Origin of the sequence: Myxococcus dinghuensis, from assembly GCF_024198235.1 — a bacterium.
Lineage (GTDB): Bacteria > Myxococcota > Myxococcia > Myxococcales > Myxococcaceae > Myxococcus > Myxococcus dinghuensis.
In genome coordinates, this window is sequence record NZ_JAKCFB010000020.1 from 87572 (window position 1) to 109393 (window position 21822).

Genomic DNA, 21822 nt, shown 5'->3' on the forward strand with positions numbered 1-21822 from the left:
AGCGAAGACGCCTTCACCTGCCTGGAGCCGGCGCGCCCGGTCCCTCCAGCGTGCGACCGGGGCCGGGCGTCGCGCGGGGCGGCGTGGGCGCGATGCCCTTCTCGGAGAGCACCAGCGCCACCAGCACCGCCTGCTCGGCGTCATCCAGGTCCTGCACCTGCTCCGGCAACGACAGCGTGACGTCGAGGGGCTCTCCGCCATTGGACTCCTGGCAGGTGCGCCAGCCGGTGTACTGACCGCCCGCCACCGTCATCGAATAGTCGCAGCCCCCCACCGAGCCGGTGATGCCCAGCGGCGACAGCACGAGCGCCGTCCCCCAGCTGGCCAGCTCCCCGTCGACCTGGAGCCCCTGCTCCGAGGCCATGCGCGACAGCTCCAGGTGCACGTCCTCCACGCCCACGCGTCCGGTGACGAGCCCCCGGCGCCAGCGCAGGTCCAGGTTCCCGCCGCGCACGGTGCCGGTGAGGCGGGCGCCGTCGCGCCGCAGCGCGAAGCCATCCCCCCGCACGGTGTCCGCGTCGACCGACACGGCGAGCGCCGCGTCGCCGACCCGCAGCGCGATGGGACCTCCCCGCGCGGTGGCGGCCAGTTGGGCGCTCGCGGGCGCGGCGAGCCCGAACACGAGCAGGCCTGCCCCCAGCTTCATGAAGACGCGCGATGGTGCGGACATGGGTGCCCCCGCTTCGACTCTCTCCGTCGGGGGAAAGGTAGGGCCGTGAACACGGCGCGGTCAGGTCGGGGAGGGGCGGGGGCCCGCCCGTCAGTGTGGTCCGTGCGAGTCCGGCACGCCGCCCGAGCTGAGTGACGGGTCGGGGCTGCCGCGCTCGCGGGCGTCCCACGTCTGGCCGTCCTGGTAGCCCCACTCGTCCACGTCGACGCGGTAGCTGACCGGGGAGATGAGCCGGCCGCGGCAGACGCGCTGGCTCCAGTTGCCCTGCTCCACGGAGTTCTCTGCGCGCGACAGGAGCTCCGTCATCAACCAGTCCGGGACGATGGCGCGGTCGGACGGATAGGCGAAGCGGAAGAACAGCAGGTGCGACAGGAGCACCTCCCAGTACCGGTCGAAGCGGTGCAACAGCCGCTGCCAGTCGAAGGTGGGCCCCATCTTCAGGAGCAGGTGCGTCAGCTCGTGGCCGTCGAAGCGCTCGCGCTCGAGGACGAAGGCCTTGCTCCAGAAGATCTCCTCCGCGGGCGGCACGCGGCACTCGCAGCCCAGCACCCGCGCGGGGACGGCGTGCGCGAACCAGGCCTCGTCGATGGCGGTGATGCCGTTGCCCGAACCGAAGATGAGGTCGACGAGGAAGTCCTCCCAGAAGGCCTTGTGCAGCCAGCCGTGGACGTCGTGCTCGGTGCGCCACTCGTTGCGCGACAAGAGCGAGATGGCGCGGTCCGCGTCCTCCTTGTGGAGGAAGAGGTCGAGGTCCTTGGTGTCGCGGTAGATGCCCGTGTAGTGGGCGAAGGCATAGGCCCCACCCACGAGGAACGGGATGCCCGCGTCGGACAGCAGTTGGATGGCATAGGTGCGCGCGCCCAGCTCCGCCACGGAGCGCCGGACCTCCATTCGCCTCGGGTCTCCTCCGGGCGCGCCGGAGGCCTTCGGTGGTTGCTCGGCCATGAGGGGAAGATAGGGAGCGCGGCCTGCATGACAGCGTGCCGTCCGCGCACCCGCCTGGCGAGCAGCCGGGCGACCCTCGTGCCCCCTCCCCGTCCTCAGCGCACCAGCCAGAGCATCGCGGGCGCGGTGAGGAACGACAGGGGGATGCCCACGCCCACCATGAGGACGGACAGGTCCGGGTCCAGGCGGTGCTCGGCGGCGAGGATGGCGGCGCTCACCATGGGCGCCATGGCCGCCTGGAGCAGCGTGGCCTGCACCACGACGGGAGGCACGCCCGGCAGCGCCCACAGCCCCAACGCCACCACGCCCGGCACCAGCAACAGCTTGTAGGACAGCCCCAGCGCCAACCCCGGCAGGCGCGCCTTCACGCCCGACAGCCGCAACTGCAGCCCCACGGAGAACAGCGCCAGCGGCGTCAGGAGCGCGCCCAGCCGCTCCAGCACCGCGTCCACCCACACCGGATAGCCCACCGGCCGCAGGAGCAGCGACAGCACCAGCGCGACGAACGGGGGGAACGTGGCCACCTTGCGGGCCAGCACGCTCACGGGCAGCTCCGCCTCCGCGCCCGCCTTCGCCGCCGCCAGCGTCGCCAGGGTGGAGAGCACGAGGAACGAGCCGAGCTGATCCGCCACCACCGCCACCGCCAGGCCCTCCTGCCCCAGCAGCGCCTCCGCCATGGGCAGCCCCACGAAGGCCGTGTTGCCCAGCCCGCCCGTCAGCACCAGCGCCGCCACCGACGCCTTGGACAGCCCCAGCTTCGGGCCCAGCCACCGGAAGAACGGGCCGGCCGCCAGGTAGTACAGCCACGGCACCGCGGCGGCCACCAGCAGCGACGGCACGAACTCCAGGCGGTGCATGACCCGCAACACCAGCGCCGGCAGCGCCACGTACAGCACGAACGTGTTGAAGGGCCCGGCCGACCCCTCGGGGAACTTCCCGCTGCGCCGGGCCAGCACGCCCAGCACCAGACACGTCCCCAGCAACCCGATGACCTGACTCATGACGCCCGCGACTCCCTCGCCGGGCTTGCGCGTGTCCACCCGTCCCTCGCCCACCCCGCCGCCGGCCCGGTGCGCCCACGCGACGCCCGCGACGCCCCTTCTGCCGCAGGTCCACCTGGACCACCAGCCAGATGTCGCACGGCGCCCCGGATATCTCCCCGCATCGCGCCCCGTGGGTGCTCCTCCCGCGGATGCTTTCCGGGTGAAGCCTCCCCGCGTGGCCGCAACTCCTCTCTGATATGTCAGTCTTTTCCGGGCCAGACATGTCGACCTCCGACGCCGAAGACACCCTGGATGCGCGCTCCTCCCGTCCCTCACCGGCGCAGGAAGAGCCCTCCGCCCACCTGCTGGTCATCGAAGGCAGCACCTCGTCCCTCTGCCCGTTGCCTCGCGAGGGCGAGGTCCTGATTGGCCGCGCCTCCACCGCGGACGTGCGCGTCCAGGACGCCTCGGTGAGCCGCCACCATGCGCGGGTGAGGATGTCCGCGGGGGCCGCGCGCATCTCCGACCTGGACAGCCACAACGGCGTCCGCGTCGGCGGCGTGAAGGTGGACGGCGCGCATGCGCTGCGCGACGGCGACGTGGTGACGCTCGGCGACGTCGTCCTGGTCTTCCACGGCTCGACGCCTCCCGAACGGCCGCTGCTGGACGGCGATGCCCTGCGCCGCAGGCTCAGCGAGGAGCTGGAGCGGGTGGTCGACTACGAGCGCAGCGTGGGGGTGGTCATCCTGGAGCTGGGCGCCACCCCCGTCACGGTGGAGGCCGTGCGAGAGGCCGCGAGCGGCGCGCTGCGAGGCATGGACGTGCTCGCGCGCGAGGCCCCCCACCTCTTCGTGGCCCTGCTGCCGGAGCTCTTCCGCAGCGAGCTGGAGGACGCCGCGCGGCGCCTCGTGGACGCGCTTCGCCCCCTGGCGCCGGACACCCGCGCGGGCATGGCGCTGGCGCCCCAGGATGGCCTGGACGCGGAGGCGCTCCTGTCCGCCGCCCGGACCGCCGCGCTCTGCGCGCCAGCGGGGGGGCTGCGGACGAGCGGCCCCCTCCAGTACCGCCTGGAGCTGGGCGAGCGCGCCGTGCTGGTGGCGGACGCCGCCATGGTGCGGACCTTCGAGCTGCTCCGGAAGCTGGCGGCCAGCACCGCCACCGTCCTGCTCCACGGCGAGACGGGCTCCGGGAAGGAGAACGCCGCGTGGGCGCTGCACCACTGGTCGCCCCGGGCGGACAAGCGCTTCATCGCCCTCAACTGCGCGACGCTCCAGGAGTCCCTGGCGGAGAGCACGCTGTTCGGCCATGAGCGGGGTGCGTTCTCGGGGGCCGTCACCGCTCACGCGGGCCTGTTCGAACAGGCCCACGGCGGCACCCTCTTCCTCGACGAGGTGGCGGAGCTGTCGCCGTCGGTGCAGGCCAAGCTGCTGCGCGCCGTGAGCGAGCGGAGCATCATCCGCCTGGGGGACTCGCGCGAGCGCCCCGTGGACGTGCGCATCGTCGCGGCCACGCACCGCGTCCTGCTCGACGAGGTGAAGGCCCACCGCTTCCGCGAGGACCTCTACTACCGGCTGTCCACCGCCACCGCCCAGTTGCCGCCGCTGCGCAACCGCCCCCGGGAGCTGCCGCTCCTGGCGCGCACGTTCCTCGACGAGGCGCGCGCGCGCCTGGGACGGCCTCCCGTGGAGCTCTCCGCCGCGGCCATGGCGCTGCTGCGCGCGCACCGGTGGCCGGGCAACGTGCGCGAGCTGAAGAACGCCATGGAGTTCTGCGCGGCCGTCGTGGAGGGCCCGCTCGTGGAGCCCTCGTGCCTGCCGGACGCCCTCCGCGGCCCGCGCGACGCGCCGGAGGAGGAGGCCCCGCCGTCCCTCCCCGGCCCCACGCCAACGCGGGAGGAGCCCGGCGCGCCGCCCCGCCGACGGTTCTCCCGGCTGGACGAGGAGCTGGCCGCGCTGGAGCGCCAGCGCATGCTGGAGGCCCTGGACGAGACGGGCGGCGTGCAGGCGCGGGCGGCGCGGCTCATCGGCATGCCGCTGCGCACGTTCGCGGAGAAGTACAAGAAGCACGGGCTCGCGACCCGCCGCAAGGCGGAGCCCGAGGGATGAACGCCCCGGCCTCCGCGGCGTGGCAGCCCCCCACCGACTTCGAGGAGTACCACCTCCTGGAGCCCCTGGGCCGCGGCGCCATGGGCGAGGTCTACCTGGCGAGGGACCTGCGCCTGGAGCGCCTGGTGGCGGTGAAGTTCCTCACCGGCGTGGCCCCGCACGAGCACCAGCGCGAACGGTTCTGGAACGAGGCCCGCGCCATCGCCCGCGTGCAGCACCCCAACGTGGTGGGCATCCACCGCGTGGGCGAGGTGCTGCGCCGCCCATACCTGATTTCGGAGTTCGTGCGAGGGCGGAGTCTCGACAAGCTGGCCCTGCCCCTCCCCTGGACGCGCGCGCTCACGCTGGGCATCGGGCTGGCGCGGGGCCTGGCCGCCGCGCACCGCGGCCACGTCGTCCACCGCGACCTCAAGCCCGCCAACGTCATGTTGACGGAGGACGACGACGTCAAGCTGCTCGACTTCGGCGTGGCCCGGCTCGTCGACGCGGCGAGTGTCCCCGCCGAGAGCGCACGTCCCCCCATCACCCTCGTCCCGCTCGACACAGCCGATGGAGACCTGGCGGGGACCGTGACGGTGCCTCCGACCGCTCCGGCCCCCGCGCCCGCCGACGCGCCACCGCCCGAGCCTCCGGCCGGCACCGGGTGGGTGGGCACGCCCGGCTACATGGCCCCCGAGGTGTGGCGAGGCCAGGGCGCCACGCCACGCAGCGACGTCTACGCCTTCGGCGTGCTGCTGCACGAGCTGTGCGCCGGCGCGAGGCCCTACCACGCGGCCACCGTGCCGGAGCTGCGCGAGGCCGTCCTCCGCGGTGGCCACCCGCCCCTCGCGCACGCGGTGCGGGACATCGACCCGGCCTTCGCCGCCATCATCGAACGCTGTCTGGCATTGGACCCAGCCGCGCGCTTCGCCTCCGCGGACGCCCTGAGGGAAGCGCTGGAGGCCCTGCACGAAGGCACGGACGAGGCGGCGACGCCGCACGAGCGCCCCTACCCCGGCCTGCACGCCTTCGGCGTGGAGGACCGCGCGCGGTTCGCCGGCCGGGCCACGGAGATACGCGCGGTGGTGGACCGGCTGCGCGCCCGCCCCTTCGTCCTGGTGGCCGGGGACTCCGGCGTGGGCAAGTCCTCGCTGTGTCGCGCCGGCGTGCTGCCCCGCGTGGCCCAGGGCGCGCTGGGCACGGGCCCGTGGCGGACCTGCGAGCTGGTGCCCGGGGCCCGCCCGCTGGCGGCGCTGGCGGCGGCGCTCTCGCCCGTGCTCGGCCTGGAGGAGGTCGCCGTGGCGGCGGTGCTCGACGCCATGCCCACGGAGCTGGGGCGCCTGGCGCATCCGTCGGCGGACACGGCGGGGCTGCTCGTCCTCGTCGACCAGGTGGAGGAGCTGCTCACGCTGGCGCCGAACACGGACGCGGAGCGCTTCGCCCGGGCGCTCGCCTCGCTCGCGGCGGCGGGGCCCCGGCTGCGCGTGCTCGCCACGGCGCGCGGCGACTTCCTGGCGCGGCTGGACGCGCTGCCGGGGCTGGGTGACGCGCTCGACAGCGGCGGCCTGTACCTGCTGCGGCGACCGACCCAGGCGGGGCTGCGCGAGGCGGTGGTGGCGCCCGCGCGCGCGCAGGGCGTCGCGTTCGAGTCCGAGGCCCTGGTGGAGACGCTGGTGACGGCGGGCGACGACGACGGGGCCCTGCCGCTGTTGCAGTTCGCGCTCTCCGAGCTGTGGGAGCGCCGGGACCGCGGGCGCCGCGTGATTCCCGCCGCGGCGCTGGAGACCCTGGGCGGCGTGGGCGGCGCCCTGGCCCGACATGCCGACGGCGTGCTCGCGGCGATGATGCCCGCGGAGCGGAGCGCGGCGCGGCGGCTCCTGTCCCGGCTGGTGACGGCGGAGGGCACGCGCACGCGGCGCACGCGCGAGGAGCTGCTGGCGCACGCGGGCGACGACGAGCGACCCGCCCGCGCCGCGCTCGAGGCCCTGGTCCAGGGGCGCCTGGTGATGGCGCGCGAGGCGACGGGCGACGCGCCGGAGGCGGGCACGTACGAGCTGGCGCACGAGGCCCTGTTGACGGGCTGGGACACGCTGCGCGGATGGTTGGCGGGGGACGAGGGCCTGCGCGCCCTGCACCAGAGACTGGAGCGCGCCACGGTGGAGTGGCGACGGCTGGGCCACGCCCGGGAGGCGCTGTGGTCCGACCGGCACCTCGCGGAGGCCGAGCGACTCCCCCACGACCTGGTGAGCGCGGAGGAGCGCGCCTTCCTCCTGGCCTCGCGCCAGCGCGCCCGGGGCCGCCGACTCGGCCGCCTCGGCGCGGTGCTCGCGCTCCCGCTCGTCGCGGCGGCCGTGTACGGCGGGCTCCAGCTCCAGGCCCTGCGCGAGAAGACGCGCGACCTGGCCCTCGCGTTGACGTCGGCCCAGGCCGCCATGGACACCGCGCGGGCGGCGGGCACGCGACAGGAGACCCTGCGCCGCGAGGCCTTCGCCGCGTTCGACGCGGGCCAGAAGGCCCGGGGTGAGAGCGCCTGGCGCCAGTCGCTCGAGGAGGCAGAGCGCGCCGAGGCCGGCTTGCGCGAGGCGGGCAACACGCTCGAGGCCGCGCTCCAGCGCGACGCGCGACACGCCCCGACACGGCGGCTGCTCGCGGAGGTGCTCCACGAGCGCATCCTCCTCGCCGAGCGCCTGCGCAGGCCCGCGCTGCGCGCGGAGTTCCTCCAGCGCCTCGCGCTCGTCGACGACACGCGGGAGTTCCTGCGGCGGCTGGAGGCGCCCGCGCGGCTGGAGCTGGAGACGGAGCCCCCCGGGGCCCGGGTGCGCGTCGAGCGCGCCATCGACACGGACGGGCGGCTGAGCTGGTCCGCGCCGGTGCCGCTCGGCGTGACGCCCTTGAAGGACGCGTCGCTGCCGCCCGGCTCGTACCGGCTCACCTTCTCCCGCCCGGACCGGCCCGCCGTCCTCCATCCCGTGCTGCTGGAGCGCGGCGAGCACCTCGCGACGCGGCTGGTGCTCCCCGCCTCCGTCCCCAGGGGCTTCGTCTACGTCCCGCCAGGGCGCTTCCTCTACGGCAGCCCCGACGACGAGGTCATCCGCCGCAACGCGATGCGCGCCCAGCCGCTGCACGCGCTCACCACCCAGGGCTTCCTCGTGGGGCGCACGGAGGTCACCCACGGCGAGTACCTCGAGTTCCTGCGCGCGCTGCCGCCCCGCGAGCGCGCCGAGCGCCGGCCCCACGGAAGCAACTACTTCGGCGACATCTCCGTCGTGGAGGTGGCCGAGGGCCAGTGGGAGTTCCGGTTGACGCGCAAGGGCCACGTCTACCGCGCGCGCGAGGGCGAGAAGCTGACGTACCTGGAGCGCGAGCACCGCGCCGTGCAGGACTGGCTGCGCCTGCCCGTGTCCGGCATCTCCTGGGAGGACGCCCTGGCCTACCTCACCTGGCTGGACGCCACCGGCCGGGTGCCCGGCGCGCGCCTGTGCGACGAGCACGAGTGGGAGCGCGCCGCGCGAGGCGCGGACGGACGCAGCTATCCCCACGGTGAGCGGCTGGAGCCGGACGACGCCAACTTCGACGCCACCTACGGGCGCAAGTCCCTGGCCTTCGGACCGGACGAGGTGGGCTCCCACCCCGCGTCCGACAGCCCCTTCGGCCTGGCGGACTTCACCGGCAACGTGTGGGAGTGGATGCGCTCGGTGACGACGCCCGACATGCCCACCTACGGCGGCGGCTGCTTCTACCAGGACATGTTCACCGCCCGCAGCCTCAACCACGGCGACGGCGAGCCCCGCTTCCGCATCCCCTTCATCGGGCTGCGGGTGTGCGCCTCTCCGACGTTGCAGCCCTGAGCGTCGCGAAGCCGTTGGCAGGCTTCCTGCTATCTCCTCCCGACGCAGCGCACGAACGCCACACGGGAGCAGACAGCGATGCGACGGATGAGCGGCCCCTGCCTGGGGGCTTGGATGTTGTTCATGGGGGGGCTCCACGCGACGGGTGCCTGGGCGGATGAGCCCGCGCAGGGCGGGCAGGGGACGCGCACCCACGGGATCAAGGACTTCGACACCTACCACGTCGCCGCGGTGCTCTCGGTGGCGGACCCGCTGACCCACTGCACCCACATCTCCCTGGAGGGCGGTGGCTTCCGCGGCCAGAAGCCGGAGCCGGCCACGGGGCCGTGCGAGCCTCAGGACTTCGTGGGCCACGAGTTCTTCGTGGGAGGCGAGCCGGACCTGCGCTACCGCATCGCCGCGGTACGCCCCCACCGCAGCATCTACGAGACGTGCCGCCAGGACGACCCTCCCCCCCAGCCCGCCACGATGGGAACGACCTGGGAGTACGAGGTCCTGAGCGTCTCGGCCGGCGGGCAGTCGGAGCCGCTCTGCCCGGGGAAGAACGTCGCCCTCGCCGTGCCGCTGGCCTGGGTCCAGGCGGCGCCGGAGTCCCCCTGGGAGCTGCACTACTCGCAGGACTCCTTCTCCTTCGCGTGTGTCCCCCAGCAGGTCTCCGGCTGCGACTTCGAGGGTGGCGGCGTCATCGCCAAGTGCGTCGACTGGGGCTATGCCCCGTGGCCCAACCCCGCGCCGACGATGACGGACAGCGTGCTCACCCAGGGGACGACGCTCGCGGGCGAGCCCCTGACCGACAGCCTCGAGCAGGCCCTGAGCTTCCACCAGACCTGCTTGAGGATGGCCACGGCGGACTACTGCGGCGTGGGCATCAGCAACACGCTCGACGGCACCCCCATCGGGTTCCACGACACGAAGTACGTGCCCCTGACGCCCGAGCAGCGCGTCGTCCCCAGGCACCCCAAGGAGGGGGCGAGGGACCTCTTCTTCGAGGCGGCGTGGGTGGACTGCTCCCGGGTTCCTCCCGGGGTGGAGCCGCCGCCGGCGTGCGTGACCACCACGCCGCGCGTCGCCCCTCCCTTCGCCGCGCTGTGCCTGAGCAAGCTGCGCTGGGCCAGCCTGCCCGTGGCGGGCAGTTGCTTCGACCGCGACTCCAGCACGGACCCGTTCCGCTGGGACTTCACCCCCCGCTATTGCGAGGACTACACGGAGGCGGAGCTGGAGGCGCTCGGCGCCCGCTTCTTCACCTTCTCGCGCTACCTCGACACCGGCCTCTACCGGTTCACGCGGAACGGGGCGCCCGAACAGGCCCTGTCGACCACCGCCTACGTCCACGAGAGGCGGACGGCCACCAGCCACCCCAACGCGGTGCTTCTGGACTACTCCTTCCTGGGCCTCGACGACGCGGAGCGGTACACGGTGGCGCGCCTGGAAGGCGCCCTCATCAGCAGGTCCATCTCGGAGGCGCTGCGCACCCGCTTCCACCTCGCGGGGCTCTACCGCTGCGCCCGGACGGACACGTCGAAACAGAAGCACTTCCGCCACGTCGCCCTCCCCGGCGACGTGGATCCCCAGTTCCCGGACCTGATCTGCGCGGAGTTCCCCGGCGGTTGGCGCCTGGACCGCGAGCAGAGCGCCCTCGAGGGCTACGTCTCCCCCACCCCCCAGGGCATCGCCCACGTCCCGCTGTACTCGTGGGACGACGGGCTGGGGCACTTCATGACCGCCACCCGCGCTCCCGGCGCGAAGTGGCAGACCGACCTCACCCGGCCGCTCGGGTACATCCCCGGCAACCCGTGACGCGTCTCCCCCCCACCGCGCCCCACGCCCCCCCGTCTCTCCGGCCCCCGCCCGGACGAGACGGGGGGCGTCGTCGTTCCGACCCCGTCCACGCCAGTCCACCCGACGGGCGCCCACGCACGGCCCCCGCCGCGTCGTGCAGGGGTGGCACGGCAGGACCTGCCAGGTGTCGTGCAACGCCTGCAGGGTGCGCCCGTCCGGAGCAGCACCGGACACGCCCCGCTCGGCACGCGAGGGCCCGCGCACGCACACGACTCCAGGCCGTCGTGGCGCCGATGTTCGGCCCACAAAGCAGCACGAGGGCTCACGGGCCTTGGCGGACACACCCGCGCACGACTTGGAGCGCGCGCGGCGCTGACGCATGCTGCGCGGCAGCCATGGCCTCTCCCACCGTCGCCTCGTGTCGCGTGTCCTGCTTCGCGGTCTGGATGGGAGGGCGGCCATGACGGGCGCGCTGGGGCGGGGCCTGCGGAAGATGGCCGGCGGGCTGCCGCGCACGTACTGGGTGCTGTGGGTGGGCACGCTGGTCAACCGGCTGGGCAGCTTCGTGGTGCCGTTCCTCGCGCTCTATCTCACGCGCGAGCGGGGCTTCTCCGTGGAGAAGGCGGGCCTCACCGTGTCGCTCTACGGGCTGGGCGCGGTCATCGCCGCGCCGCTCGGGGGCACGCTCGCGGACCGCGTCGGCCGGCGGCTCACGCTCGCGGGGGGCCTGTGGCTGGGCTCGGTGGGGATGGTCTGCCTGGGCTTCGCGCGCGAGCCGACCACCATCGCCGTGGCGGCCTTCTCGCTCGGGGTGATGGGTGAAATCTACCGGCCCGCGGTGTCCGCCGCCGTGGCGGACGTGGTGCCGCCCGCGGACCGGCCGCGCGCGTTCGGCCTGCTCTACTGGGTCATCAACGTGGGCTTCGCGGTGGCCCTGCCGCTCGCGGGCTTCATGGTCCGCTATGGCTACCTGACGCTCTTCATCGCGGACGCCATCACCACCTTCACCTATGGCTGCTGCATCTGGCTGCTGTTGCCGGAGACGCGGCCCGCGCGGACGGAGGCGGAGGGGGCGAGCGCGAGCGACCGGCTGGGGGCCGTGAGCGCCGCGCTGACGCCGTTCCGCGACCCGGTGTTCCTCGCGTTCGCGCTGCCCATCTTCGGCGTGCTGCTCATCTTCTACCAGAGCCAGGTGGCGCTCCCGCTGGACCTGGGCTCGCGGGGGCTCACGGAGGCGCAGTTCGGCACCGTGCTGTCCATCAACGGCCTGCTCATCGTCGCGCTCCAGCCCTTCACCAGCCAGATGATTCGCGGCATGCGCCGCTCGCACGCGCTGGCGCTGGCCGCGGCCCTCACCGGCCTGGGCTTCGGCATGCACGCCCTGTCGGATGCCGTGCCGCTGGCGATGCTGGCGGTGGCGGTGTGGACGCTGGGGGAGATGGCGCAGGCGCCGGTGGCGCCCTCCGTCGTCACGGACCTGGCGCCGGTGCGGCTGCGCGGCAGCTACCAGGGCGCGTACCACATGCTCTGGGGCCTGGCCTCCACCGTGGCGCCCGCGCTGGGCGGCTGGGTGCTGGGGCGCGCGGGCACGGGGGTGCTGTGGATGGGCTGCCTGGCGCTGGGGCTCGTCTGCGCCGGCCGGCAGCTGGCCATCGCCGGGAACCGACGCCGCAGCCTGGACGCGCGGCGCGCGACGAACCCGGCCGACCTGAGCACGCTGGCGGACTGAACGCCGCGCCCCACGAAAGGCGACGGGCGGCCTCCCACCGAGGGAGACCGCCCGCGCGTCACACCGGAGTCGGGGCCGCGACTACGGCTTGGTGTAGTTGATGGCCAGGTTGTAGGTGGACGCCGCGAAGCCGTACACCATGACGTACGCGGTCGTCGTGCCCGCGGGGACCGTCAGGTCGCACGTCTCCGTCGCGCCCGTCTGGTACGGACGGCAGGTGTACGAGGACGACGTCGGCTGCGTGCCCCAGCGCACGTACAGGTCCGGGTCACCCGAGCCCGTCATCGCCACCTTGAACTGCGTGCCGGCCACCACGGTGTACGGCGCGAAGTGCAGCGTCTGGCCCTTGGTCAGCGAACCGGACTTGCTGTCCGTCGCGGGCGTGCCCGTGCTGCCGCCGCTCGGCTTGGTGTACTTGATGGTCAGGCTGTACGAACCCGCCGCGTAGCCGCGCACGCTGATGTACGCCGTGGTGGTGCCGGTGGGGACGGTCAGGTCGCAGGACTCGGCCGCGCCGCTCAGGTACGGACGGCAGTCGTAGGCGCTCGTCGTGGGCGTCGCGCCGAAGCGCACGTACAGGTCCGGGTCACCCGAGCCCGTCATCGTCACGGTGAACTGCGTGCCAGCCACCACGTTGAACGGACCGAAGTTGGTGACGCTGCCCGTGGTCACCGTGCCCGACTTCGTCTCCGTCGTCGGCGTGCCCGTGCCCGGCTCCGGGTCCGGCGGGTTGGGGTTGTTGCCCGGCGCGCCGTAGAGCGCCTGCGCGCCCTGGATGTCCAGCGCCGTCAGGACCAGGTCGCCCGTCTGGGTGCCGTTGCACTGCGGATAGTGCATGACGGACTTGGAGTCGTACGCCGTCAGCTGGCGCCAGTTGCTGTCCTCGAAGCAGGTGCCGGACTCGGGGCGGGTGTGCTCGTGGCGGAAGCCGAGCGTGTGGCCCAGTTCGTGGCGCAGGATGCCCGTCAGCGTCCACGGCGAGACGTTGCCGAACGAGGACGTGTCGATGAGCACGTTGCGGTTGGCGCGGACGTCATCCGGGAAGAACGCACGCGCCAGGTACTGGCCACCCGAGTTCACCGGACGCACGTCGAACACCACGTTGCCGTTGCTCGCGGTGCAGGTGGCGTCCTGGCCGCTGACGTAGACGAAGTCCACGTTGGCCGCCGCCTCCCACGCCGCCGCCGCGTTCGCCATGGCCGTCACGGCCGCGTTGTAGTTGGTGCCGAAGGACGTGTTCACGCAGTAGGTGATGTTCTTCTTCTGCGTGTCGTTCCACTTCGCGTCCGCGCCGCCGGAGCGGTGGACGATGAGCTGGCCGTTCTTGACGTTGTTGTCGTAGAACTCGCGCAGCTTCTTCTCGTTCGAGAACATCGTGTCGCCGTCGGCGATGAAGACGCCGGACTCGGGCTCCTGGTAGACCACCGACAGGAACTGCTCCCACGACATCCCCTGGCCGACAGCCTCGGCCTCGGGAGCGGGCATGGAACCGTCACCGCCACCACAGCCAGCGAGCAGCGCCAGACCCGTGAGGGCCCCGATGAACTTGGATTGGGACATGGACTTCCTTCTTCGCAGAGGGGAGGGACACCCGAGCGCTCAACCGCCCGGGGAACCGCTCGCAAAGCAGCTCCCATGCCAATCACGTAACTAGCGGTTTTCCCTTAAGTCTCCAGGACATGGCCCGCTATACAAGGAGCACCAGGACTCCTTGTTTTGACCCAAAACTGTCAATGCTCTTAACAAACTGAAATCTATCTCCTTCGATTTCAAAGGGTTGGGCGGACGGACGACGGGTGTCCTGGAAGAAGACAGGCGGGGTGGAACGCTGTCCTGGGTCGGAACAGCCCTACAAGCCGAGCAGGGCCTCGGGGCGGGTGAGGCCGCGGGCCTGGCCGAGCGGCTGGAGGACGTCCGCCGGGGGCGCGTCCGCGGTGAGCAGCAGGGCGCGCACGGCGGTCTCCACCACGTCCTCGGCGCCGGGGCGCACCATGCCGCGGCGGGCGTCCTCCACGCGCTTGCCTCGATAGGTATCGAAGCGCTCCTTCACGCGGCGGGCCATGTCGGCCACGGCCTTGTCACCCACCTCCACGCGCAGCTCCAGCTCGTTGCGCAGTTGCACCGGGTCGGCCAGCACGCCGTAGCGGTCGTAGCCCTTGTGCGCCATGTCCTCGTGGACGGTGGCGTAGTCCTCCGTGAGGGGGGCGGGGACCTGCTCCTTGAGCAGGTCGCGCATCACCGCGGTGACGGAGGCCGTGACGGTGAGCCGGTGCAGCTGCACGTCGTAGACGAACTCGGAGTACATCGGCTCCTCGACGGTGACGGGCTCGCGGAAGACGGTGTCGCGGTTGCGCTGCACCTCGGTGCGCTGCCCCTCGGACTTGTCCAGCGCCACCTCCAGGAGCTTCTCGCGCTCCTTCACGGCGATGACCTTCTGCGCGAAGAGCTGCTCCTCCTTGGCGCACAGCCCGCTGGCGCAGCGTGACGGGTTGCACTCGCCAGGCACCTGGCCGGGCTTCTCCGCGTCGCGCGCGGCCTCGCCGCACTCCTGGAGCGCCTCCAGGCACTCGCGCCGCTCGCGGTCCCTGCAGCGCTCGGCGCCCTCGCGCAGCGTGGTCAGCTCTCCCTGGAGGCGCAGGTACTCGCGCAGGACGGCGGCCTGCTTGCGCTCCACCTCCTCCAGCGTGCGCTCCGCGTGGAGCAGCTTCGTCTCGAAGCCGGCGCGCCGGGGGTTGGGCACGGACGTCTTGCCCGCGAGGTAGCGCTGCGTCTTCTGCTGGTCCTCCACCACCTTGAGGGGCAGCACCCGCTCCAGGGACAGGTCCAGCTTCACGCCCTCGCGGCCCGCGGGCGCCTCCGTCACCACGCGCAGCGGGAGCTGGGTGGGGAGCATGGCCGCCAGCCGGCCCGCCGTCAGCCGCTGCGCCACGTCCGGCGCTCCGGCGTGGTCCTCCACGGGCGTGGCCACGACGAGGAAGGCCACCTCGTCGCGCAGCTTCTGGCGCACCGCCTCCGCGCGCTCGCGCGCCGCGGTGGCGCCCACGCGCTCCTGGTCCGCGCGCACGTAGGCCACCAGCGCGTTGCCCAGCTTGCCGGCCTTCTCCAGGCCGTCCCCCGTGCCGAACCAGCGCCTGGCCCACGCCACCTGCGTGGCGTCCACGCCCTTCTTCGCGCCCGCGTGCTCGGGCGACACCGACAGCACCGCGTCGAACTCCGCGCGGGCGTCCTGGAGCCGGTCCTCCTTCAGCGCCACGTGCCCCTTGGCCACCCGCTCGTCCAGCGTGACGGTCAACAGCTCCCGCGCCGCCACGTTGTCCGCGTCCAGCTCCAGCGCGCGCACCAGCCGCTTCATCGCGCCGTCCAGGTCCCCCGCGTCGTGGACACCCCGGGCCTCCTCCAGCACCACCTGGCTCCACGCGCGGCGCACCTCGCGCAGCTTCACCGTGACCTCGGACGCCTCCGGGTCGGCCGCCAGCGCCCGCAGGTAGGCCGCCTCCGCCTCCGCCCACTTCTGCTGCTGGCTGGCGGTGTCGCCCTCCTTCACCGCGCGGGAGAAGGCCGAACAGGCCGTGAGGACGAGCAACGAGGCCAGCGCGAGCGCGCCGAGCGCGCGACGGGAGCCGAGGGAGGTCGGACGGAGGGGGCGAGGGGGGGACACGCCCCACATCTTCCGGGAAAGCCGGCACCGGGTGAAGTCTCCGGATGTACGCCCGGCCGCCCTCCCCCGTGGGCAACCCCTCCCCCACCCTCACGGGTGGCCCGCCGCCCCCGTCCGCCCACCGGCCGGACGGCCGGCGCCGTTGGCAACCGCCGCTGCTGGTCCTTATCAGGAAGGCCCTGGTCCCACGGCCCGCCCGTCCCCACTCCGGGAATGACGCGACGCAACAGCCGGTAGTGGACTCATCGCACCCACGAGGGGGGCAAGAGAGTCATCATGTCCTGTCCACAACCGCGTCCCACCGAGTTCCGCCTGCCCCTGCGCGCGGAGTCCTTCTCCGTCGAGGAGCACCGCAACGTGCACTGCCGCTTCTACGGCGGCTGCATCGACGTGGCGGTGCGGGAGGACTGGGACAGCTTCACCTGCGCCAAGTGCCCCCTGTTCCAGCAGGACGGCGCGCCGGGCGCGGACCAGTACGCCTTCAACCAGCCCGCCGACTCCGGCCGGCCGTAGCACCCCACGCCGGGCCCGCCGCCCCGGGGTCCGGCGAGCTTGCGGAGGCGGACGCGCCCGGCCCCCACGAGGGGCCCACGGGCCACGCTTCCGGAGCCGCCCTTTGCGGCCCATCTTCCGCGGGACGCCGGGCGGCGCGTCCGCCCCCCGCGTCCCACGGCATGCACGAGTCCCGCGTCAAGACCTGGCTCCAGTTGCAGGACGCGCTGTTCTCCGGCTCCTGGAACGAGACGCTCCGGCGCCACCGCTCCAGCTCCGTCTTCCGTGGGATGCCCCACACGGGCCACGACCTGTCCACCGCGCTCAACCGCCAGGGCATGTTCGTGCGCCAGGAGCGCGACCTGCTGCGCGCCTTCCGCAAGTACGCCCGGGGCACGCCACGCGAGCCGCTGGACTCGCTCTGGGACTGGCTCGCGCTGGCGCAGCACCACGGCCTGCCCACGCGCATGCTGGACTGGACCTTCAGCCCCTACGTGGCGCTGCACTTCCTCACCGAGGACCCGGACCTGGCCGACGAGGACGGCGTGGTGTGGTGCGTGGACTACCGGGAGACGAACCGGCTGCTCCCCCGCCCCCTCAAGGCCCAGTTGAAGAAGGAGGGCGCGGACGTCTTCACCGGGGACATGCTGGCCGCCGCCGCCCGCTCGCTCGACGCGTTCGACGCGCTGGCCCACCACCCCTTCGTGCTCTTCTTCGAGCCGCCGTCCCTGGACGCGCGCATCGTCAACCAGTTCGCGCTCTTCTCCGTGATGAACGGGCCCGAGCTGCGCCTGGACACGTTCCTCGGCCGCCAGGCGCGGGGCGTGCGCAGGCTGGTCATCCCCGCCGCCCTCAAGTGGGAGGTGCGCGACAAGCTGGACCAGGCCAACGTCACCGAGCGCGTGCTGTTCCCCGGCCTGGATGGCCTGTGCCGCTGGCTCCGGCGCTACTACAGCCCCCGCCCCCACTAGGGCGGCGGGAGGCCCCCGGGCGCCGCGCCTCAGGCGTGGACGGGGTGGTCGTCGTCGACGTCATCCGAGGCGTGCGGGCCCTTCTCGCGCTCGCGCCGCGCCTGCTCGGCCACCTCCTGCTCCCACTTGTTGGCGGCGGCGCCGAAGAGGGCGACGGCGCCCAGGATGATGGCGAAGAGGAGGACACCGAAGAAGGCCGTGCCGAGGATGGTCATGCGGGGACCTCGAGGAGTGGGGCCCCCGCGCGGAGCGGCGGCCAGGAGGGATGCACTCCCCAAGGGTGCGTCCGCGCCTCGTGCGCCGCGACGCGCCCGGCCGCGCCTGCCCGCTGCCCTGAGGGGCGGGGGCCGGCAGGGGGCTCAGTCGCCCGGGTACTGCCGCGGCAGGTACACCCAGAAGAGCGTCCCGTCCTGCTCCGTGGAGGTCACCCCCAGCGTGCCGCCGTGGGCGCGCACGATTTCGTGGGTGATGTAGAGCCCCAGGCCCAGGCCGTTGCGCTTGACGCCGCGCTGCTCCTGGGCGCGCATGAACGGGTCGAAGATGGTGGTGAGCCGCTCCGAGGGGATGGGCAGGCCCCGGTTGTGGACCTCCAGGCGCACCCCCACTTCCGCGTCCGCCATCGTCACGCGCACCACGGAGTCCTCCGGCGAGTACTGCACGGCGTTGCCCACCAGGTTCGACGCCGCCTGGGCGATGCGGTCCGCGTCCCAGTCCCCCCAGCCGTTGCCCGTCAGGCGCAGCTCGAACTGGCGCTCGGCGTGGGCCACCTCCAGCTCCTCCACCACCTGGCGCAGCACCTCGTGCAGGTTCATCCGCGCGCGCTCCAGCACGTACCCCGCGCCCAGGCGCGTGCGGGTGAAGTCCAACAGGTCGTTGATCATCCGCGCCATGCGGTCGGCGGAGATGGAGATGCGGTTGATGGCCTTGCGCTGCGGCTCGCTCAGCCCCGCGTGGCGCAGGAGCAGCGCCGCGTTGCCGGAGATGGCCTGCAGGGGGTTGCGCAGGTCGTGGCCGAGGATGCCCAGGAACTGCTCGCGGAAGGCCGCCGTGCGCCGCGCGGCCTCCTCGCGCTTGAGCCCCTCCTCCACCCGCTTGCGCTCGATGGCGTAGCGCAGCGCGCGCACCAGCAGCGGCCCCGACACCTGGCCCTTCACCAGGTAGTCCTGCGCGCCCTCGTGCACCGCGCGCACCGCGAGCCGCTCGTCGTCCGTGCCGGTGAGCACCACCAGCGGCACCGCCGGCGCCGCCTGCAGCAGGGGCGGGATGTTCCCCAGCCCGTGGCCGTCCGGCAGCGACAGGTCCAGCAGCACCGCGTCCACCGCCGCGCCCTGCACCACGCGCACCGCCTCCGACAGGCGCGTGACGTGGGTGACCTCGCAGCGCACGGAGGGCATGTCGCGCAGCTCCTCCTGGAGCAGCCTCGCGTCGCCCGGGTTGTCCTCCACCAGCAGGAGCCGCAGGGGGCGCGCGTCCGTGCCGATCTCGCTCATGGCGCCTCCGCCGTCGTGGCCCGCGAGGACGCGGCGGGCAGCGTGAACCAGAAGGTGCTCCCGTCCCCGGGCTCCGACTCCACGCCGATGCGGCCCCCCAGCCGCTCGACGATCTTCTTGCAGATGGCCAGGCCGATGCCCGTCCCGGAGAACGCCCCGTCGCCGTGCAGGCGCTGGAAGAGGACGAAGATGCGCTCGAAGTCCCGCGCGTGGATGCCGATGCCGTGGTCCCTCACCACGAAGCGGACCTCCGCCCCCTCCGGACGGGCCTCCACCTCCACGCGCGGGGGCCCGTCGCCGTGGAACTTGAGCGCGTTGCCGATGAGGTTCTGGAACAGCTGGGTGAGCTGCGTCTCGTCCGCGAGCACCTCCGGCAGCGGGCCCACCTCCAGCCGGGCCCCCGACTCCTGGATGGCCGCCTGGAGGTTGGCCACCGCGCGCCCGGCGGCCCGCGACGCGTCCACCGGGCGGGGCTCGCGGCCCTGCGTGCCCACCCGCGAGTACGCGAGCAGGTCCTGGATGAGCCGCTGCATGCGGGTGACGCCGTCCACCGCGAAGTGGATGAACGTGTCCGCGTCCGCGTCGAGCCGGCCCTGGTAGCGGCGGGCGAGCAGCTGCGTGTAGCTGGCCACCATGCGCAGCGGCTCCTGCAGGTCGTGGGACGCCACGTAGGCGAACTGCTGGAGCTCCTCGTTGGAGCGGGCCAGCTCCCGCGCGCGCTGCCGGAGCGCCTCCTCCGCGCGGCGCCGCTCCAGGCCCTGCGCGATGGCGTCCGCCACCGTGGCCAGCACCGCCACCGCCTCCTCGCCCAGCAGGTTGCGGCTGTAGAGCCCCATCACCCCCACCAGCTGCCCCCGCACCAGCAGGGGGATGCCCGCGAACGAGCGCAGGCCCTCCTCGCGCACCCACTGCGGGTCCAGCGCGCGCGGCTCCTCCTCCATCCGGCTCACCCAGACCTGCTCGCGCGTGCGCGCCACCTCCGCCACCAGGCTCGGCCCGTGGACGAGGACGCTGGCCCACCGCTTCGCCCGGGGCGCCGAGGGCCCCGCGTCCCCCACCAGCTCCAGCGCGGCGGCGCCCCGCGTGTACGTCCACAGCCTCGCCACGCGCGCCTCCAGGTGCCGCGCCAGCGCCTCCGCGCAGCCCTGGAGGATGTCCTGCACGGAGCCCTCGCGGGCCAGCGCGCCGCTCACCTCCGCGCGCAGGGCCTCCATGCGCCGCGCGGCCTGCTCGCGGTCCAGCCGGCGCTGGCCCTCCTCGACGCGGCGCTGGGCCGTCATGTCCGTGTTGGTGCCCACCCACTCGCGCACCGTCCCGTCCGGGTTGCGCACGGGCACCGCGCGCGCCAGCGTGGGCGAGTAGTGGCCGTCCGGCCGGCGCAGGCGGTACTCCACCTCGTAGACGCACCGGTCCGTCACCGCCGCGCGCCACGTGCGCTCGGCCGCGGCCCGGTCCTCGGGGTGGACGGCGTCCAGCCAGCCCCAGCCCCGCCACTGCTCGTAGGTCTGCCCCGTGAAGTCGCGCCAGGACCGGCTGTCCTCGACGATGACGCCGTCCGGGTCGGTCATCCACACGGCCTGGGCGGAGGCGGTGACGAGCGAGCGGAAGCGCTCCTCCGCGCGCAGCGCCTCCTGGAGCAGCCGCGCGTTGTCCAGGGCCACGGCCGCCTGGGAGGCCACGGCCTCCACCCGGTGCGCGTGCTCCTCGCGGAAGCGGCCCGGCTCCGGGTGGCCGAAGAGCAGCCCCCCGAGCACCTCGCCGGAGCGGCTCTTCACCGGCACCGCCAGGTAGCTGCGCACGGGCAGGTGCCCTGGCGGCATGCCGTGGTACGGCGCGCTCTTGCCGTAGTCCGGGTGGCGCGTCACGTCGTCGATGAGCCGCACGCCCTCGCCCCGGAACGTGGGGGCGAAGATGGCGGTGTTGTGGGGCGCGGGCAGGTGCGCGAAGGCGTCCCTCGGCGCGCCGGAGAGCGTGTAGAGCTTGTACGTCTCGCCCCGGGCGTCCACCCGGTTCTCGAAGAAGGCGCCGAAGGCCGCGCCGGTGAGCGCCACCGTCTCGTCGGTGATGCGCTGCACGAGCACCGTCGCGTCCCGCTCCGACGACAGCGACGCGCCGATGCGCTGGAGCGTCAGGGCGGCGCGGCGCTCGTCCTCGGTGCGCGCCAGCGCCCGCTGCGACTCGCGGTACAGGCGCGCGGTGTCCACCGCCAGCGCGGCCTGCGACGCGAGCTGCTCGCCCGTCGACACATCCGCGGGCGTGAAGCGCCGGCCCTCGCCCGAGTGCACCAGGGAGAGCACGCCCAGCGTCCTGCCCCGCGCGATGAGGGGCAGCCGCAGCACCGAGTGCAGCCCCAGCTCCCGCAGGTGGCGCAGGTGCTCGTCGTCCCGCGCGTACTGGGTCAGCACCTCCTCCGACAGGCCCTCCATCAGCACGGGGCTGCCGGTGCGAATCACCGCCAGCACGCCGCGCGGGTCGTCCGGTCGCGGCGGGTAGCGCTCACGAAGCTGCCGCGCCAGTCGCACGCGGGACGGGTCCACGTGGGCCACCGCCACCTGCCGCGGATGCCCGTCCTCCTCCACCAGCTCGATGGAGCACCAGTCCGCCAGGCGGGGCACGGCCAGCCGCGTCAGCGCGCAGAGCGTGTCGTCCAGGCTCAGCGACGAGGTCGACAGGAGCGTCCCCGCCTCCGCCAGGAAGCGCATGGCCTCCTCGGCGCGCTTCTGGTCGTCGATGTCCGTGCAGGTGCCGAACCACTGGAGCACCCGGCCCCGTGCGTCGCACAGCGGCCTCGCGCGTCCCAGGAACCAGCGCCACGCCCCGTCGTGGCGGCGGCAGCGGTACTCCATCTCGTAGGGCTCCCCGGTGCGCAGCGCCTGGGCCCAGCGCCTGTCCGCCTCCGCCTGGTCGTCCGGGTGGAGCACCCGCCGCCAGCCCTCGCCGAACGACGCCTCGGCCGTGAGCCCGGTGTACTCGTACCAACGGCGGTTGTAGTACGCGAGATAGCCATCCGCGTGGGCCATCCAGACGAGCTGCGGAAGGCTCTCCAGCACCTGCTGGGAGACGTCACCCGGCGACAGGACCGGCGGAGCGCCGGGACCCTCGGCCGCCTCGGGACGAGATGGAGGTCGGGACATGGAGGCCACCTGACTCTAACAACCCGCTTTCGTGACTCC

The 21822-nt window shown here is 73.5% G+C and carries 14 protein-coding genes; 6 read left to right on the plus strand and 8 right to left on the minus strand.

Translation table 11 applies throughout. From position 1 onward, the window contains the following. Positions 1-13: 13 nt before the first annotated feature. The 3 genes from LZ198_RS24910 to LZ198_RS24920 form a co-directional block, all read right to left on the minus strand. A complete protein-coding gene (locus LZ198_RS24910; protein WP_253974535.1) occupies positions 14-670 on the minus strand; it encodes a hypothetical protein in 657 nt (218 codons plus the stop codon). A gap of 90 nt (positions 671-760) precedes the next feature. Then, positions 761-1561, minus strand: coding sequence for a nucleotidyltransferase family protein (locus LZ198_RS24915; protein WP_253974536.1), 801 nt, complete (start codon positions 1559-1561; stop codon positions 761-763). 149 nt (positions 1562-1710) lie between these two features. After that, positions 1711-2616, minus strand: a complete 906-nt coding sequence (locus LZ198_RS24920) for an AEC family transporter (RefSeq protein WP_253974537.1) — start codon at positions 2614-2616, stop codon at positions 1711-1713. A gap of 263 nt (positions 2617-2879) precedes the next feature. Between LZ198_RS24920 and LZ198_RS24925 the strand changes: the two genes are divergently transcribed. From LZ198_RS24925 to LZ198_RS24940, 4 genes are all read left to right on the plus strand, one after another. Then, on the plus strand, positions 2880-4703 hold the full coding sequence (locus LZ198_RS24925) for a sigma 54-interacting transcriptional regulator (RefSeq protein WP_253974538.1): 1824 nt from the start codon (positions 2880-2882) through the stop codon (positions 4701-4703). Beyond that, the gene (locus LZ198_RS24930; protein ID WP_253974539.1) at positions 4700-8530 is read left to right on the plus strand and encodes an nSTAND1 domain-containing NTPase; all 3831 of its coding nucleotides are present in this window, start codon (positions 4700-4702) and stop codon (positions 8528-8530) included. The genes LZ198_RS24925 and LZ198_RS24930 overlap by 4 nt, the downstream gene beginning before the upstream one ends. A gap of 87 nt (positions 8531-8617) precedes the next feature. Further along, positions 8618-10327, plus strand: a complete 1710-nt coding sequence (locus LZ198_RS24935) for an ADYC domain-containing protein (RefSeq protein WP_253974540.1) — start codon at positions 8618-8620, stop codon at positions 10325-10327. 442 nt (positions 10328-10769) lie between these two features. Next, the gene (locus LZ198_RS24940; protein ID WP_253974541.1) at positions 10770-12038 is read left to right on the plus strand and encodes an MDR family MFS transporter; all 1269 of its coding nucleotides are present in this window, start codon (positions 10770-10772) and stop codon (positions 12036-12038) included. 81 nt (positions 12039-12119) lie between these two features. On the opposite strand, the gene LZ198_RS24945 is transcribed toward LZ198_RS24940, so the two are convergent. Further along, on the minus strand, positions 12120-13598 hold the full coding sequence (locus LZ198_RS24945) for a M57 family metalloprotease (protein ID WP_253974542.1): 1479 nt from the start codon (positions 13596-13598) through the stop codon (positions 12120-12122). 289 nt (positions 13599-13887) lie between these two features. Then, positions 13888-15705 (minus strand): outer membrane exchange accessory lipoprotein TraC, encoded by a 1818-nt coding sequence (gene traC / locus LZ198_RS24950; protein ID WP_253974543.1) that lies wholly within the window; start codon positions 15703-15705, stop codon positions 13888-13890. A 267-nt stretch (positions 15706-15972) separates the two neighbouring features. Here traC and LZ198_RS24955 point away from each other — a divergent pair, with 267 nt between their 5' ends. Continuing rightward, positions 15973-16209 carry a hypothetical protein gene (locus LZ198_RS24955; RefSeq protein ID WP_253974544.1) on the plus strand — a complete coding sequence of 79 codons (237 nt, stop codon included), beginning with the start codon at positions 15973-15975 and terminating at the stop codon, positions 16207-16209. A 161-nt stretch (positions 16210-16370) separates the two neighbouring features. Further along, positions 16371-17159 (plus strand): FRG domain-containing protein, encoded by a 789-nt coding sequence (locus LZ198_RS24960; protein WP_253974545.1) that lies wholly within the window; start codon positions 16371-16373, stop codon positions 17157-17159. Between the two features lie 29 nt (positions 17160-17188). On the opposite strand, the gene LZ198_RS24965 is transcribed toward LZ198_RS24960, so the two are convergent. The 3 genes from LZ198_RS24965 to LZ198_RS43255 form a co-directional block, all read right to left on the minus strand. Then, positions 17189-17374 carry a hypothetical protein gene (locus LZ198_RS24965; protein WP_253974546.1) on the minus strand — a complete coding sequence of 62 codons (186 nt, stop codon included), beginning with the start codon at positions 17372-17374 and terminating at the stop codon, positions 17189-17191. Between the two features lie 144 nt (positions 17375-17518). Further along, positions 17519-18649 carry an ATP-binding response regulator gene (locus tag LZ198_RS24970; RefSeq protein ID WP_253974547.1) on the minus strand — a complete coding sequence of 377 codons (1131 nt, stop codon included), beginning with the start codon at positions 18647-18649 and terminating at the stop codon, positions 17519-17521. Next, positions 18646-21783 (minus strand): GAF domain-containing protein, encoded by a 3138-nt coding sequence (locus tag LZ198_RS43255; RefSeq protein WP_267145484.1) that lies wholly within the window; start codon positions 21781-21783, stop codon positions 18646-18648. The genes LZ198_RS24970 and LZ198_RS43255 overlap by 4 nt, the downstream gene beginning before the upstream one ends. Positions 21784-21822 lie beyond the last annotated feature (39 nt).